At 69.1% G+C, this 15,965-nt stretch carries 11 protein-coding genes; 9 read left to right on the top strand and 2 right to left on the bottom strand.

Going from position 1 to position 15,965, the window contains the following annotated elements; all coding sequences use genetic code 11:
• Positions 1-35 precede the first annotated feature (35 nt).
• From HWX14_RS18640 to HWX14_RS18620, 5 genes are all read left to right on the top strand, one after another.
• Positions 36-2,003: an arylsulfatase gene (locus HWX14_RS18640; RefSeq protein ID WP_175883904.1), complete on the top strand. Its 1,968-nt coding sequence runs from the start codon at positions 36-38 to the stop codon at positions 2,001-2,003.
• Between the two features lie 15 nt (positions 2,004-2,018).
• Positions 2,019-3,068, top strand: a complete 1,050-nt coding sequence (locus HWX14_RS18635) for a formylglycine-generating enzyme family protein (RefSeq protein WP_175883903.1) — start codon at positions 2,019-2,021, stop codon at positions 3,066-3,068.
• Between the two features lie 17 nt (positions 3,069-3,085).
• Positions 3,086-3,874: a MetQ/NlpA family lipoprotein gene (locus tag HWX14_RS18630; protein ID WP_244130298.1), complete on the top strand. Its 789-nt coding sequence runs from the start codon at positions 3,086-3,088 to the stop codon at positions 3,872-3,874.
• The gene (locus tag HWX14_RS18625; protein WP_175883901.1) at positions 3,868-4,854 is read left to right on the top strand and encodes a YkgJ family cysteine cluster protein; all 987 of its coding nucleotides are present in this window, start codon (positions 3,868-3,870) and stop codon (positions 4,852-4,854) included. Before HWX14_RS18630 ends, HWX14_RS18625 begins: the two co-directional genes overlap by 7 nt.
• 65 nt (positions 4,855-4,919) lie before the next feature.
• A complete protein-coding gene (locus tag HWX14_RS18620; RefSeq protein WP_175883900.1) occupies positions 4,920-5,246 on the top strand; it encodes an antibiotic biosynthesis monooxygenase in 327 nt (108 codons plus the stop codon).
• 10 nt (positions 5,247-5,256) lie between these two features.
• Here the strand turns inward: HWX14_RS18620 and HWX14_RS18615 are convergent, their stop codons facing one another.
• Together HWX14_RS18615 and HWX14_RS18610 are read right to left on the bottom strand one after the other, a co-directional pair.
• Positions 5,257-6,150 carry a hypothetical protein gene (locus HWX14_RS18615; protein WP_175883899.1) on the bottom strand — a complete coding sequence of 298 codons (894 nt, stop codon included), beginning with the start codon at positions 6,148-6,150 and terminating at the stop codon, positions 5,257-5,259.
• A 155-nt stretch (positions 6,151-6,305) separates the two neighbouring features.
• Positions 6,306-7,238 (bottom strand): LysR family transcriptional regulator, encoded by a 933-nt coding sequence (locus HWX14_RS18610; protein ID WP_175883898.1) that lies wholly within the window; start codon positions 7,236-7,238, stop codon positions 6,306-6,308.
• A gap of 205 nt (positions 7,239-7,443) precedes the next feature.
• Here HWX14_RS18610 and HWX14_RS18605 point away from each other — a divergent pair, with 205 nt between their 5' ends.
• From HWX14_RS18605 to pdeR, 4 genes are all read left to right on the top strand, one after another.
• The gene (locus HWX14_RS18605) at positions 7,444-8,217 is read left to right on the top strand and encodes a putative hydro-lyase (protein WP_175883897.1); all 774 of its coding nucleotides are present in this window, start codon (positions 7,444-7,446) and stop codon (positions 8,215-8,217) included.
• Between the two features lie 88 nt (positions 8,218-8,305).
• Positions 8,306-9,604 (top strand): MFS transporter, encoded by a 1,299-nt coding sequence (locus tag HWX14_RS18600; protein ID WP_175883896.1) that lies wholly within the window; start codon positions 8,306-8,308, stop codon positions 9,602-9,604.
• 128 nt (positions 9,605-9,732) lie between these two features.
• Entirely contained in the window at positions 9,733-13,371 is a 3,639-nt protein-coding gene (locus HWX14_RS18595) for a hydantoinase B/oxoprolinase family protein (protein WP_175883895.1), read from the top strand.
• Between the two features lie 583 nt (positions 13,372-13,954).
• On the top strand, positions 13,955-15,958 hold the full coding sequence (gene pdeR, locus HWX14_RS18590) for a cyclic di-GMP phosphodiesterase (protein ID WP_175883894.1): 2,004 nt from the start codon (positions 13,955-13,957) through the stop codon (positions 15,956-15,958).
• Positions 15,959-15,965 lie beyond the last annotated feature (7 nt).

Raw genomic sequence — 15,965 nt, 5'->3', positions numbered from 1 at the left:
AGATCGCCGCTCCCGTAGATCGAGCGTCAACAAGAATGAAAAAGTCCGCGTCGCCGTTGCATGCTTTTCGTTTCCGTGTCGTTTGCGCCGCGATTGCCGGCGCGGTGTCGCTCGCGTCGTGCGGCGGCGTCGACAGCGATGCGCCGTCGCAGGCCGGCGCCACGCCGACGCCCACCCCGACCCAGGCCGCGAAACGCCCGAACATCCTGTACATCATGGCCGACGATCTCGGCTATTCCGACATCCATGCGTTCGGCGGCGAGATCAACACGCCGAACCTCGACGCGCTCGTCGCGTCGGGCCGCATCCTGTCGAACCACCACACGGGCACCGTCTGCGCGATCACGCGCGCGATGCTGGTGTCGGGCACCGATCACCATCTCGTCGGCGAAGGCACGATGGGCGTGCCGACCGACGAGCGGCGCGGGCTGCCCGGCTACGAGGGCTACCTGAACGATCGCGCGCTGTCGTTCGCGCAACTGCTGAAGGACGCCGGCTATCACACGTATATCGCGGGCAAGTGGCACATCGGCTCGGGGATCGTCGGCAGTGCGACGGGCAGCGGGCAGACGCCCGACCAGTGGGGCTTCGAGCGCAGCTACGTGCTGCTCGGCGGCGCGGCGACGAACCACTTCGCGCACGAGCCGGCCGGCTCGTCGAACTACACGGAAGACGGCCGCTACGTGCAGCCGGGCCAGCCCGGGCAGCCGGGCGGCACGGGCGGCAGCCCGGCCGTGTTCTATTCGACCGATTTCTATACGCAGAAGCTGATCTCGTACATCGATGCGAACAAGCAGGACGGCAAGCCGTTCTTCGCATACGCGGCCTACACGTCGCCGCACTGGCCGCTGCAGGTGCCCGATCCGTGGCTGCACAAGTACGCGGGCGTGTACGACGCCGGCTACGATGCGATCCGCAACGCGCGGATCGCGCGGCAGAAGGCGCTCGGCCTGATTCCCGCCGATTTCAAGCCGTTCGACGGGCTGCCCGAGACGACGGTCGCATCGCCCGCGACCGCGAACAACGGCACCGCCAGCGCGAAGTACATCAACGCTGTGCATTCGGCCGCGGACGGCTACAGCGACTACGGCCCCGGCAAGGTCGACAAGCTGTGGTCGAGCCTGTCGCCGGCCGAACGCAAGGCCCAGGCGCGCTACATGGAGATCTACGCGGGGATGGTCGAGAACCTCGACTACAACATCGGACTCCTGATCCAGCACCTGAAGGACATCGGCGAATACGACAACACGTTCATCATGTTCCAGTCGGACAACGGCGCGGAAGGCTGGCCGATCGATTCCGGCGCGGACCCGACAGCGACCGACACCGCGAACGGCCAGGAGCCGATCTATTCGACCCTCGGCACCGACAACGGCAAGCAGAACGCGCAGCGCCTGCAGTACGGGCTGCGCTGGGCCGAAGTGAGCGCGGCGCCGTTCCGGCTCACGAAGGGCTATTCGGGCGAAGGCGGCGTGTCGACGCCGACGATCGTGCACCTGCCGGGCCAGTCGCAATCGTTGCCGACGCTGCGTGCGTTCACGCACGTGACCGACAACACGGCGACGTTCCTCGCGGTCGCGGGCGTCACGCCGCCGTCGCAGCCGGCGCCGCCGCTGGTGAACACGCTGACGGGCGTCGACCAGAACAAGGGCAAGGTCATCTACAACAACCGCTACGTGTATCCGGTGACGGGCCAGTCGCTGCTGCCGGTGCTCACCGGTTCGGCGACGGGCGAAGTGCATACGACGCCGTTCGGCGACGAAGCGTACGGCCGCGCGTATCTGCGCAGCGCCGACGGCCGCTGGAAGGCGCTGTGGACCGAGCCGCCGCTGGGTCCGCTCGACGGTCACTGGCAGCTTTACGATCTCGCGGCGGACCGTGGCGAGACGACCGACGTGTCGACGCAGAACCCGTCGGTGGTCAGCACGCTGGTCGACCAGTGGAAGACCTACATGGGCAACGTCGGCGGCGTCGAACCGCTGCGTCCGCGCGGCTACTACTGAGCGCGGGGCGACACGATGCGGTTGCGTTTCTGGACGATCGGCGCGGCGCTGGCCGCCACGCTGTTCGCCGCCGCGTTCGCGGCGGGCTATGCGAATCCGGCGGCGCCGGCAGACGGCGCGTTCGACGACCTGAATCGCGGCCGCGCGCTCGCGCCGCTAGGTTCGGAGCGCCAGTGCGAACGCTATTCGGGGCTGCCGTCGAAGTGGCGTGACGATCCGCAGGCCGGGATGGTGCATCTGCGCGGCGGCGCGTTCGTGTTCGGCAGCACGCGCGGCTATGCGGACGAGCGTCCGGTCGGCGACGGCAAGACGCGCGTCGGCGGCTTCTGGATCGACCAGACCGACGTGACGATCGCGCAGTTCGCCGCATTCGTGCAGGCCACCGGTTACGTGACCGAGGCCGAGCAGCAGGGCGGCGCGGCGGTGTTCCATGTGCCGACCCGCGACGAGATGAATGCACGCGACCTCGCGTGGTGGACGTGGGTGAAGGGCGCGTCGTGGCGGCATCCGCGCGGGCCGGGCAGCGACGTGAACGGGCTCGGCAACCTGCCGGTGACGCTCGTCACGCAGCGCGATGCGCTCGCGTATGCGCGCTGGCTCGGCCGCGACCTGCCGACCGAGGCCGAATGGGAATACGCGGGCAAGGCGGGCCGCGACGACGCATCGCTCGATGCGGCGCCGCGCGATGCGCAGGGCAAGCCGGCCGCGAACTACTGGCAGGGCGCGTTTCCGGTGCTCGACTCGGCCGAGGATGGCCATGCCGGATTGGCGCCCGTCGGCTGCTATGCGGCGAACGGCTTTCGTCTTTACGACATGATCGGCAACGCATGGGAATGGACGAAGGACGCGTACACGGGTCCGCATCAGTCGCATACGAACGGCGATACGGCGGCCGTCGCACCGCCGACGCGCCGGCACGATACGCCGATGGTCATCAAGGGCGGCTCGTTCCTGTGCTCGCGCGATTACTGCGTACGCTATCGCGCCTCGTCGCGCGAACAGCAGGAAGCCGATCTCGGCGCGTCGCATATCGGGTTTCGCACGATCCTGAGGGACGCGTCGTGAAGCGCGCTGGATGGGCCATTGCCGCAGGGTTGATCGTTGCGTGCGGCGTCGTGTGTCCGGCGTGGGCCGTGGCCGCCGAATCCGCCGCGCCCGCGGTGCGCGTCGGCGCGACGCGCGGCGTGCACGCGGAAATCCTCGACGAGGTGAAACGCGTCGCCGCCGCGCGCGGATTGGCCGTCGACGTCGTCGAATTCGACGATGCGTCACGCATCGACACGGCGCTGGCCGACGGCCGGATCGACGCGGCCAGTTTCGAGGATGCGCAACAGCTTGCCGCGACGCGCGCACGGAAGCGCTACGCGCTGACCGAAGTTGCGCCGACCGTCACGCTGCCGATGGCGTTCTATTCGCGCAAGCTGAAGAACCTGAACGAACTGCAACCCGGCGCGACGGTCGCGCTGCCCGCCGATCCGCGCGGGATGGCGCGTGCGCTCGTGCTGCTGCAGAACGACACGCTGGTGACGCTGCGCGAAAAAGCCGGCCTGCATGCGACGCTGCGCGACGTGACGGGCAACCGGCTCGCGCTGAAATTCGTCGCGCTGCGCCGCGACCGGCTTTACGCGGCGCTCGACACGGCCGCGTTCGTCGCGATCGACAGCGACGATGCGGCCCGCGCCGGGCTGCAGCCCGCGCGCGACAGCATCAGCCTCGAGGACGCCCGCTCGCCGTATGCGAACGTGCTCACGGTGCGCGACGCCGATCGTGCGAAGCCGTGGGTCGCGCAGCTCGTCGCCGCGTATCACTCGGACGACGTCGCGCACTTCATCCTCACGCGCTACCAGGATTCGGTGCGGCGGCCGTGGTAGACACCTACCTGCTCGCGTGCAACACGTGCGGCCGCTGCTGCAACAGCGCGCCGACGCTGTCGTTGCGCGAACTGTTCCGGCATCGGCATCGCTTCGTCGGCGCACTGACGATTCGTCGCGTGCCGAAGCGGCGGATCGGCGAACGCTGGCAGGCGGGCGGGCGCGAGCATGCGCTCGATGCGGACGATGTCGCGGCGGCCGACGCGCTGGCGGACCGGCTGTTCCATCGCGGCGGCGGCGTGCAGGGCGAATGGCTCGCGCTGACGCTGCAAGGCTACGACTATCCGTCGCTGGGCCGTTGCGCGGCGCTCGCCGACGACGGCCGCTGTGGCGTCCATGCGAACAAGCCGTCGATCTGCGGTGCGGTGCCGCTCGATCCGATGCTGCCCGACCGGTTGCAGGCCCGCGTGCTCGCGGCACGGCGCGACGATGCGGCGTGGCTGGGCGCGAACTGCATCGTCGAGGCGGGGCGCGAGCAGTCTGCGAACGAATCGTCGTTCCCGATTCCGCTGGTGACGGCCGGGCAGATCGCGGATCGTGCGGCGCTCGATGCGCATCGCGATGCGCTCGTGTTCGAGCGCGCGGTGTGGCGCGACGCCGTGTTCGCGTCGCTGACCAGCGGCGGGCAGGACGTGCACGCTGCGCTGTCGCGGCTTGCGCCCGGCGGCTACCTGACCGTGTCGATCGTGCCGGTCCTGCTGGCCGTCGCTCAGGTTTCCGCGCATTGCCGCGCGCTGTGCGTCGACTTCATCGATGCTCAACTGGCCTTGATCGGCGCGAACGTCGAAGCGGCGCTCACGCGGCGACGGGCCGACGACCGGCCGGCGACGCAAGAATTGCGCGGCTTCGCGCAGGCGCTGGAACGAGCGCGACGGGCGCTCGCGGCCATGCCGGCACCCGCCGCCACGCGTGACGATGCGTCGCGCATCGACGCGTGGCTCGACGATCGCGGCGACGCCGCCGCGCCGCTCGCCGCCTGACGCTCGCGGCACGCCGCGCGTGCCTTACACTTGGCGCTCTTTCAATCGTGGCAGAGTGAGCGGGCATGTACACGTCGACTTTCATTTTTCGTGCCGGGCAGTACGACGACGAATTCCACCGGCTCGACCGGCAGATCGCCGACATGGCGCGCGCGACGCCCGGCTATCTCGGCGAGGAAACGTGGGAGAACGCGGAAGCCGGCCTGATCGAGAACGTCTACTACTGGGAATCCGAGGCGGCGCTGCGGCAATTGATGCAGCACCCCGCACATCTCGAGGCCAAGGCGAAGCAGGCGCGCTGGCTGGACGGGTATCGCGTCGTGATTTCGCAGGTGCTTCGCGAGTATGGCGACGGCAAGCTGACGCCGCCGCATGCGGGGCCGTCCGCGTAACGGTTGCCGCTCAGGCGGTCGCGCCGGTTCCTCCCGGTGCGGCCGGTTCGCGCGTCGCACGCTCCCAGATCGGGAACATCGCATTCTGGATCGACGTCTGCGCGTCGATCACCTTGCGGTGATCGATGCCGGGCAGGTCGAGCAGCCGGTCGACCGCCGCCTTCGCGCCTGGCGCATCCTGCGGGAAGCTGCACGCGAACTGCTTGTTCGTATCGAACAGGACCCACCAGACATCCGACACGAACGGCCCGTGGTCGCTGGTTTCGATCAGGATCGCGCCGAGGTCGGCGAGTGCGATGCCGCGCGTCGTCCCGGTCTGGTCGGTCGACGCGATGTGCGAGTCGGTTGCCGTCACGAGCCAGCCGCTCTGCCGGGCAGGCGGTCGGGTCGATGCCGGCGCGGCATTCGGCCGGGCCGGGCTGCCGGTGACTGCGCCCGTGCCAGTCGGTACGACCCCATCCACGGCGCCGACGGCCAGGCGGCTCGGCGCACCGCCATCCTGCCGCCCGCGCCCGTCGATCCACGGCAGTGCGGCGGCGCCGACCATCGCCGCGATCCACAGGTAGTACCCGGCGCCGAACGTGCGGATCGTTTCGTAGTTCGCGTCGGTCGGGATCGTATGCCACCCGAGCGCGAAGACCACGACCACGGCCAGCAGCGCGGACACGGTACGGCGCGGCCTGAGCAGCGCGACGACGAGCAGCGGATTGCCGAGCCACGCGAATTGCAGGTCGAGGATCGCGAGGCCGCCGAGCGCGAGCACCATGTAGCCGCGCCACCAGCTCACCGCGCCGGTCGCGTTCGGCGGTTCGGCCGCGACGGGCAGCAGCAGCGACGCGACGTACAGCGCGACGATCACTGCGCGCGCGAGGTTCAGGCGGGACGAAGCGGAGCGAATCTGCATGTTGCCTTCTCGTGGTGCACGATCAAGCGAAGCGACGAATGCCGGACGGTCGGGCCGTCATTCACGATGCGCGGCGCCGGTATGGCGACGCGCCGAACGCGATTGTGGGCGATTCATGCGGCGATGTCGAACGCGCGTTGTCCACCGCCGCAAAGTCAAAGCGCTTCGACCAGCAACCGCGTGCTCTTTTCGCAATACTCATGACATGCCGCGCGCGCCGCGATCGACGCGCCGTGCACGAAGCGCGGCGCGTCCGTCCGCCGCGACATCGACACGACGATCGACGGCGGCGACGGCTGCAGCGGCAGCTCGACGACTTCGCCGCTCTCGATCAGCGCGTCGACGAACAGCACCGGAATCGCGGCGACGCCGAAGCCGTCGCGCACCAGCTGCACGATCACCGAGATCGACGGCGACCCGGTGATGCGCGTCTCCGACAGCGGCACGCCGTGCGCGTGCGCGAGCGTGCGGACGATGTCCTCCAGCGCGCGGTGGGGCGCGGTGCCGCGCCCGTAGGTGAGGATCGGCTGGCGCAGCACCTGCCGCGTGAGGCCCGTGCGCGTGTTCGGCAGCAGCCCGGCGCGCGCGATCCAGCGCACCGGGTAGTTCGCGAGCGCGTCGCACACCACCGACGCCTCGTCGCTGCCTTCCACACGAATGATCAGGTCGAGCTCGCCGGCCATCAGCCGGCGCTGCAGCACGACGCTGACGTCGACGGTCAGGTCGATCTCGAGCTGCGGATAGTCGGCCGCGAGCCGCCGCATGTAGTGCGGCAGCCAGCTGTGCACGACCGTCTCGATCACGCCGAGCCGCAGCTTGCCGCGCAGCGCTCGCTCGCCGGACGCGGCGGCCTGCAGTTCCTGCGTCGCCTCGACCACGGCTTTCGCATAGCCGAGCAGGTATTCGCCGTTCGGCGTGAGCCGGAACGCGCGACTGTCGCGATCGACGAGGACAGTGTGCAGCTCGTCCTCGAGCGCCTTCAGGCGCTGCGAGATCGCGGCCGGCGTCGCATGCAGCGCAGCCGCGGTCGTGCGGAAGTTGCGCAGCTTGGCGAGCATGACGAAGGTTTCGAGAAAACGCGTATTCATGGCGGTCGGGCGAGCAATGGAGGCGCAGCTTGCCGGCGACGAAAAGCGAACGGGAGCGGGGAAAACCCGCAGATCCGTTAAGAAATTCTATACAACGGACGCAAAAAAACTCGTTGGCGACAAAATTTTTTCCTTTCTATTCTTCGCCATATCCGATGACACGCCACCGTCATCGCCCCGCCATCCCGATTTGCGACCGACCATCATGACGCCTTCCGAATTCCGCCAGTCCGTGCGCCGCGGCGCGTTCCGCGGCCCGACCGCCGGCCATTGCGGCCCGTTTGCCCAGGCGAACCTCGCGATTCTGCCCGACGCGTACGCGCACGATTTCCTGCGCTTCTGCCAGGCGAACCCGAAGGCCTGCCCGTTGCTGGGCGTCGGCGAACCGGGCGCGTTCCGGATCGCCGCGCTCGGCGAGGATCTCGACATCCGAACCGACGTGCCGAGCTACAACGTATATAGGGACGGCTGCCTGACCGAGCAGGTCGAATCGCTCGAGGCGCTGTGGCGCGACGATTTCGTCGTATTTGCGATCGGCTGCTCATTCTCGTTCGAGGACATGCTCGCCCGCGAAGGGATCGGGCTGCGCCACGTCGAGGAGGGTCGCAACGTGCCGATGTACCGCACGTCGATCGCGAACCGCCGCGCGGGGATCTTCGGCGGCCAGCTGGTCGTGTCGATGCGGCCGCTGCGCGGCGCCGACGCGATCCGCGCGGTGCAGATCACGAGCCGATTCCCGGGCGTGCACGGCGCGCCGATCCATATCGGCCATCCGCGCGAACTGGGCATCGACGATCTGGACGCGCCCGAATTCGGCGACGCGGTGACGATCCGCGACGGCGAGCTGCCGGTGTTCTGGGCGTGCGGCGTGACGCCGCAAACCGCGCTGATGGACGCGAAGCTGCCGATCGCGATCGCGCATACGCCCGGCCACATGCTGATGACGGACATCACGAACGCGTCGCTGGCCGTGTTCTGACCCGGCCGATCACCGCACGCGGCGCACCTACGACAGACACACCGCACCCCACGCCATTTGACCGGCGCATAACGACAGGAGTACCACCATGGAAAGCAAGACCCTCGCGGCGCCCGCCGCCGAGCCCGCGAGCCGCGAGCGCAGCGGCCTGTTCTCGTGGTACGCGGATGCGCAGCCGCGCGAACGCCGCGCGTTCTGGAGCTGCAAGGTCGGCTACATGCTCGACGGGATGGACACGCAGATGCTGTCGTTCGTGATCCCGACGCTCGTCGCGACCTGGGGCATCTCGCTCGCCGACGCGGGCTTCATCGGCACGATCACGCTGCTCGCGTCGGCGCTCGGCGGCTGGATCGCCGGCATCCTGTCCGACCGGATCGGCCGCGTGCGCACGCTGCAGCTCACGGTGCTGTGGTTCGCGGTGTTCACCGCGCTGTGCGGGCTCGCGCAGAACTATCACCAGCTGGTCGCGGCGCGCGCGCTGATGGGCTTCGGCTTCGGCGGCGAATGGACGGCCGGCGCGGTGCTGATCGGCGAAGTGATTCGCGCGCGCGATCGCGGCAGGGCGGTCGGCCTCGTGCAGTCGGGCTGGGCGATCGGCTGGGGGCTGTGCGCGCTGCTGTATGCGCTGCTGTTCTCGGTGCTGCCGGCCGAGCAGGCATGGCGCGCGCTGTTCCTCGTCGGGCTCGCGCCCGCGCTGCTGGTCGTCGCGATCCGCCGCTACGTGAAGGAGCCGGACGTCTACGAGAAGGAGAAGGCCGCGCAGGCGAAAGTGGCCGACGCGCCGCGCCTCACCGAGATCTTCGCGCCGAAGCTGATCACGACGACGCTGCGCGCGGCGCTGCTGACGACCGGCGCGCAGGGCGGCTACTACGCGATCACGACGTGGCTGCCGACCTTCCTGAAGACCGAGCGGCACCTGACCGTGATGGGCACCGGCGGCTATCTCGCGATGATCATCTTCGGCTCGTGGGTCGGCTACCTGACGAGCGCGTACCTGACAGACCGCCTCGGCCGCAAGCCGAACTTCATCCTGTTCGCGGTCGGCTCGATGGTGATCGCATTCGCGTACACGTCGCTGAACCTGACCAACGCGTCGATGCTGTGGCTCGGCTTCCCGCTCGGCTTCTTCGCATCGGGCATCTTCTCGGGGATGGGCGCGTTCCTCACCGAGCTGTTCCCGACCCGCGTGCGCGGCTCCGGCCAGGGTTTCTGTTACAACGTGGGCCGCGCGATCGGTGCGCTGTTCCCGTTCCTGATCGGCGCGCTGTCGAAGCAATACGGGCTCGGCACGAGCATCGGCATCTTCGCGGTCGCCGCGTACGGCGTGGTGATCGTCGCCGCGCTGACGCTGCCCGAGACCCGCGGCCGCGAACTCGACGCCGCCTGACCGGCGGCAGCGGCGGGGCCGCCGGCCCCGCGTGTTTCTTCCCCTTTCATCGACACCGTGACACGGCGCGCGACGCGCGCCGTGCGGCGGCGCTCGTCCCTCGAATCAACGACGCATCGACCGACATCATGACCGACCGACACCTTTCCCCCGTTCCCTCCGACACCGCGCGCTGGCAATTCTGGATCGACCGCGGCGGCACGTTCACCGACATCGTCGCGCGGCGGCCCGACGGCACGCTCGTCACGCACAAGCTGCTGTCGGAGAACCCCGAGCAGTACCGCGACGCGGCCGTGGCCGGCATCCGCCACCTGCTCGGCCTCGCGGCCGATGAGCCGATCACGCCCGCGCAGGTCGACATGGTCAAGATGGGCACGACGGTCGCGACCAACGCGCTGCTCGAACGCAAGGGCGAACGCACCGCGCTCGCGACGACGCGCGGCTTTCGCGACGTGCTGCGCATCGCGTACCAGAACCGGCCGCGCCTGTTCGATCTCGACATCGTGCTGCCCGACGCGCTGTACGAGACGGTCGTCGAGATCGACGAGCGCGTCGGCGCGCACGGCGACGTGGTCGCGCCGCTCGACGTCCAGGGCGCCGAAGCGGCGCTGCGCGGCGTGTTCGACAGCGGCGTGCGTGCGCTCGCGATCGTGCTGATCCACGGCTATCGCTACACCGCGCACGAACGGATGGTGGCGGAACTCGCGCGCCGCATCGGCTTCACGCAGGTGTCGGTGTCGCACGAGGTGTCGCCGCTGATGAAGATGGTGTCGCGCGGCGATACGACCGTGGTCGACGCCTACCTGTCGCCGATCCTGCGCCGCTATGTCGAGCAGGTCGCGCACGAGATGCCGGGCGTGAACCTGCAGTTCATGCAGAGCAGCGGCGGCCTCACGCGCGCCGACGCGTTCCAGGGCAAGGACGCGATCCTGTCGGGCCCGGCCGGCGGCATCGTCGGGATGGTGCGCGCGGCGCGCGCGGCCGGCTTCGAGCAGGTGATCGGCTTCGACATGGGCGGCACGTCGACCGACGTGTCGCACTACAACGGCGAATTCGAGCGCGCGTTCGAGACGCAGGTGGCCGGCGTGCGGATGCGCGCGCCGATGATGAGCATCCATACCGTCGCGGCCGGCGGCGGCTCGGTGCTCGGCTTCGACGGCGCGCGGCTGCGCGTCGGGCCCGAATCGGCCGGCGCGAACCCGGGGCCGGCCGCCTACCGGCGCGGCGGCCCGCTGACGGTGACCGACTGCAACGTGATGCTCGGCAAGATCCAGCCCGATCATTTCCCGCGCGTGTTCGGCCCGCATGCGGACCAGCCGCTCGACCGCGACGGCGTGGTCGCGAAGTTCGCGGCGCTCGCCGACGAGATCCACGCGGCGACGGGCCGGCGCGAGACGCCCGAAGCGCTCGCCGAAGGGTTCCTGGAGATCGCGATCGGCAGCATGGCGAACGCGATCAAGAAGATTTCCGTGCAGCGCGGCCACGACGTGTCGCGCTACGTGCTGACGACGTTCGGCGGCGCGGGCGGCCAGCACGCGTGCGGCGTGGCCGATGCGCTCGGGATGACGCAGGTGTTCGCGCATCCGCTCGCGGGCGTGCTGTCCGCGTACGGGATGGGCCTCGCCGACCAGACGGCGATGCGCGAGCGCGCGGTGGAAGCCGTGTTGTCCGACGAATCGCTGCCGGCGCTGAACGCGGCGCTCGACCGGCTGGCCGACGAGGCCATCGGCGCGCTGCTCGAACAGCACGTGCCGCCGGAGCGGATCCTGACCGAACGGCGCGTGCACCTGCGCTACCAGGGCACCGATTCGGCGCTCGACGTGCCGGCCGGCTCGGTCGCGGCGATGCAGCAGGCATTCGAAGCCGCGTACCGGCAGCGCTACGCGTTCCTGATGCCCGGCACGCCGCTCGTGGCCGAACTGGCGTCGGTCGAGGCGATCGGCCGTTCGGACGCGCCGGTCGACCTCGCGCCGCTCGCCCCGCGCGACGCGGGCGCGGCGCCGCAAGTGCACACGGCCGTGCGCTTTTATTCCGGCGGCCGGTGGCACGACGCGGCGCTGGTCGTGCGCGACACGCTGCGCGCCGGCGACGCGATCGACGGCCCGGCGATCGTCGCGGAGAAGAACGGCACGACCGTCGTCGAGCCCGGCTGGCGCGCGGAGATGACCGCCCAGGGCAACCTCGTGCTGACGCGCACGACGCCGCTGCCGACGCGCCGCTCGCTCGGCACCGACGCCGATCCGGTGCGGCTCGAGATCTTCAACAACCTGTTCATGTCGATCGCCGAGCAGATGGGGCTGCGGCTGCAGAACACCGCGTACTCGGTGAACATCAAGGAGCGGCTCGACTTCTCGTGCGCGATCTTCGACGGCGACGGCAACCTGATCGCGAACGCGCCGCACATGCCCGTGCACCTCGGCTCGATGGGCGAGAGCATCCGCACGGTGATCGAGCGCAACCGCGGCCGCATGCGCGACGGCGACGTGTTCATGCTGAACGACCCGTATCACGGCGGCACGCACCTGCCGGACGTGACGGTCATCACGCCGGTGTTCGCGGACGGCGCCGACGCGCCGCTGTTCTACGTCGGCTCGCGCGGCCATCACGCGGACATCGGCGGCACGACGCCGGGCTCGATGCCGCCCGATTCGACCCATATCGACGAGGAAGGCGTGCTGATCGACAACTGGCAGCTCGTGTCGGCCGGCGTGCTGCGCGACGCCGACACGCGCGCGCTGCTCGCATCGGGCCGCTACCCGGCGCGCAACGTCGACCAGAACATGGCCGACCTGCGCGCGCAGGTCGCCGCGAACCAGAAGGGCGTCGACGAGTTGCGCCGGATGGTCGCGCAGTTCGGCCGCGACGTCGTGCTCGCGTTCATGGGGCACGTGCAGGACAACGCGGAAGAAGCGGTGCGCCGCGTGATCGGCGCGCTGCAGGACGGTGCCTACCGCTATCCGCTCGACAACGGCGCGGAGATTCGCGTCGCGATCCGCGTGGATCGCGCGGCGCGGTGCGCGGAGATCGACTTCACCGGCACGTCCGCGCAGCTCGACAACAACTTCAACGCGCCGAAGGCCGTCTGCATGGCCGCGGTGCTGTACGTGTTCCGCACGCTGGTCGGCGACGACATTCCGCTGAATGCCGGCTGCCTGAAGCCGCTGACCGTGATCGTGCCGGCGCGCTCGATGCTGAACCCCGAATACCCGGCGGCCGTCGTGTCGGGCAACGTCGAGACGTCGTCGGCGATCACCAACGCGCTGTACGGCGCGCTCGGCTGCGTCGCGTCGAGCCAGGGAACGATGAACAACTTCACATTCGGCAACGATCGATATCAGTACTACGAGACGATCGCGGGCGGCAGCGGCGCGGGCGACGGCTTCGCGGGCGTCGCCGCGGTGCAGACGCACATGACGAACTCGCGACTCACCGATCCGGAGGTGCTCGAATGGCGCTATCCGGTGCGGCTCGATTCGCACCGGATCCGCGCCGGCTCGGGCGGCGGCGGGCGCTGGCGCGGCGGCGACGGCGCGGTGCGGCGCATCCGCTTCCTCGAGCCGATGACCGCGTCGATCCTGTCGAACAACCGGATCCACGCGCCGTTCGGCGCGGCGGGCGGCGAAGCCGGCGCGCTCGGCCGCAACACGATCGAGCGGGCGGACGGCACGGTCGACGCGCTCGACCATATCGGCCGCGCGCAGATGGCGCCGGGCGACGTGTTCGTCGTCGAAACGCCGGGCGGCGGCGGTTACGGCGCGGCGGGCTGAGCGGCGCACCCGCGTATCCGGCGCGGACGCCCCCGCGCCGGTGCCGGGGGCGGATGGAGGATATTGCAACGAACTGTGGAATAAAGCCGCGCATTCACGCACGCGCGGAATCAAAAATGGCGGGGAAACCGGAGCGCCGCATGCGATTCGACCCTGCCGCCACGGCCTCGCCCAAAGATCGGGCCCCATATCCATGGATCGGCCTCGAACGCCCGCCCGGCGGGGCTTGCGGCCCGGCACGCCGCCCTCGATGTGCGCCGCGTTATCCGCCCGTTCGCAAGCGGCCAATCATGAAAAATCCGGCTTGCCAATCGAGTCCCGATTCCTTGACACTGTTCTTTAAATGTGAGTGCCAATCTTCATTGTCATTTGATAAGATGGCTCTCATCATTCGTAAGGCAAGAACCTGCGCGCATCACGCGCGAACGCCGGTCGCATCAGCTGCAAACAAGTACGGGACGAGGCCCGCTGTCACGGCAATCACGAGTGCACTGTCGGGCACGCGCGCTGCGCGGCCCGGGAAGGCGGTGGGCTCGCTCGCCTCCGTCTACACTGTGCGTTTTTTTTGGATCGGGGCGTGTCCATGGATGACGAAAACGATAGCGCGGTGCTCGAGGCGCATGTCGGTACGCGCAGCCCCTGCTGGCGTCTCGGCAGCGACAGCAACGCGCTCGAACTGGCCGCGGTCCGCGGCCTGACCAACGTCGCAGTTGCGCTGACGGTCGAACAGGCGGCGCGCATTCGCGCGCTGACCGGCGTCACGTCGCACCTCGTGCTCGACATCGTGCTGTTCGGCAACCCGGTCAGCCTCCATCTCGTCGGCAGGAAGGTCAATACGGTCGACTGGGCCGGCACGGCGTCCGCCTATTCCGATACCGAGTCCGTCGCGGGCGACCTGTCGCACGGGCTCGCGTTCGCCGAGCAGGTCGTGTCCGAAGTGAATTCGCTCGTCGTGATCCTCGATCGCAACGGGATGGTGCAGCGCTTCAACCGCCTGTGCGAGGAAGTGACGGGCAAGCGCGAGGTCGACGTGATCGGCCGCAGCGCGTTCGAGCTGTTCATGAGCCCGGAGCAGGGCGCGCAGTCGCGCAGCAACATCACCGGCTTCTTCGCGAGCAACCAGTCGTTCGCGGTCGAGCGCTACATCAACACGGTCAACGGGCCGCGCCTGTTCCAGTTCCGCAACAAGTTCGTGCAGAGCGGCAGCGGCGTCGACGAGCAGTTCCTGATCTGCTCGGGCATCGACATCACCGAGGAGCGCAACGCGCAGCAGCGGCTCACCGAGCTCGCGAACACCGACGTGCTCACCGGCTTGCCGAACCGCCATGCGATCAGCGAGCGCATCCACGCGGCGATCGCGGACGAAGAAGCCAATACGCGCGGCCAGGTCGGCATCCTGTTCCTCGATCTCGACAACTTCAAGCGCGTCAACGATCACTACGGGCACATCACCGGCGATCGCCTGCTGCAGGACGTGTCGGCGATCATCAGCGGCTGCCTGCCGTCCGGCGCGACGCTCGCGCGGCTCGGCGGCGACGAATTCCTCGTGCTGTTCGAACACGGCACGCGCCCGCTGCTCGAAGCGACCGCTCAGATCATTCTCGAGCGGCTGCGCACGCCGATCCATCTCGGGCTGATGGAGGTCTACACGAGCTGCTCGATCGGCATCGCGATGTATCCGCAGCACGGCGATTCGCTCGAGACGCTGATCCGCAGCGCCGACACCGCGATGTACGTCGCGAAGGAAGAAGGCAAGCATACGTATCGCGTGTTCTCGCTGGAGATGAACCAGAAGGTCGCGAAGTACATGTGGCTCGACACGAACCTGCGCAAGGCGCTCGAGGAAGAGCAGTTCGTGCTGTACTACCAGCCGGTCGTCGACATCGCGACGGGCGACGTGCACGGCGTCGAGGCGCTGATCCGCTGGCAGTCACCCGATCGCGGGCTCGTCGCGCCGGTCGAGTTCATCCGCTTCGCGGAGGAGTCCGGGCTGATCGCGCCGCTCGGGCGCTGGGTGATGCGCACCGCGGCCGCGCAGGCCGCCGCGTGGAAGGCGAAGGGGCTCGGCATCCGGATCGCGGTGAACGTGTCCGCGCGGCAGTTGCAGGACATGAACATCGTGCACCAGTTCGCGTCGATTCTCGACGGCGCGGGGCTCAAGCCCGGCCTGCTCGACATCGAGCTGACCGAGAGCTGCTTCATCGAGGACGAAGAGGCGGCCAACGGGCTGATGCGGCAGTTCCGCCAGCTCGGCGCGGAAATCCATCTCGACGATTTCGGCACCGGCTATTCGTCGCTGTCGCAGTTGTCGCGCCTGCCGCTCGACGCGATCAAGCTCGACCGCACCTTCATCACGGCGATCGACCGCAATCCGCGCTCGCAGGCGCTGGTGCGTTCGGTCGTGTCGCTCGCGAAGGCGCTGAATTTCGCGGTGGTCGCCGAAGGCGTCGAAACGCATGCGGAAGCCGAATTCCTCAAGCAGCTCGACGTCGATCACGCGCAGGGCTACTACTACGCGCGGCCGATGCCGGCGCAGGCGTTCGAGGCGTGGCTCGCGGAGACGAGAAAGCTCAGGCTGATCGCCTGAGCGTCGT

It is taken from the genome of Burkholderia sp. BCC0044, assembly GCF_902832955.1.
GTDB lineage: Bacteria > Pseudomonadota > Gammaproteobacteria > Burkholderiales > Burkholderiaceae > Burkholderia.
This window is presented reverse-complemented; position numbering and strand designations above follow the sequence as displayed.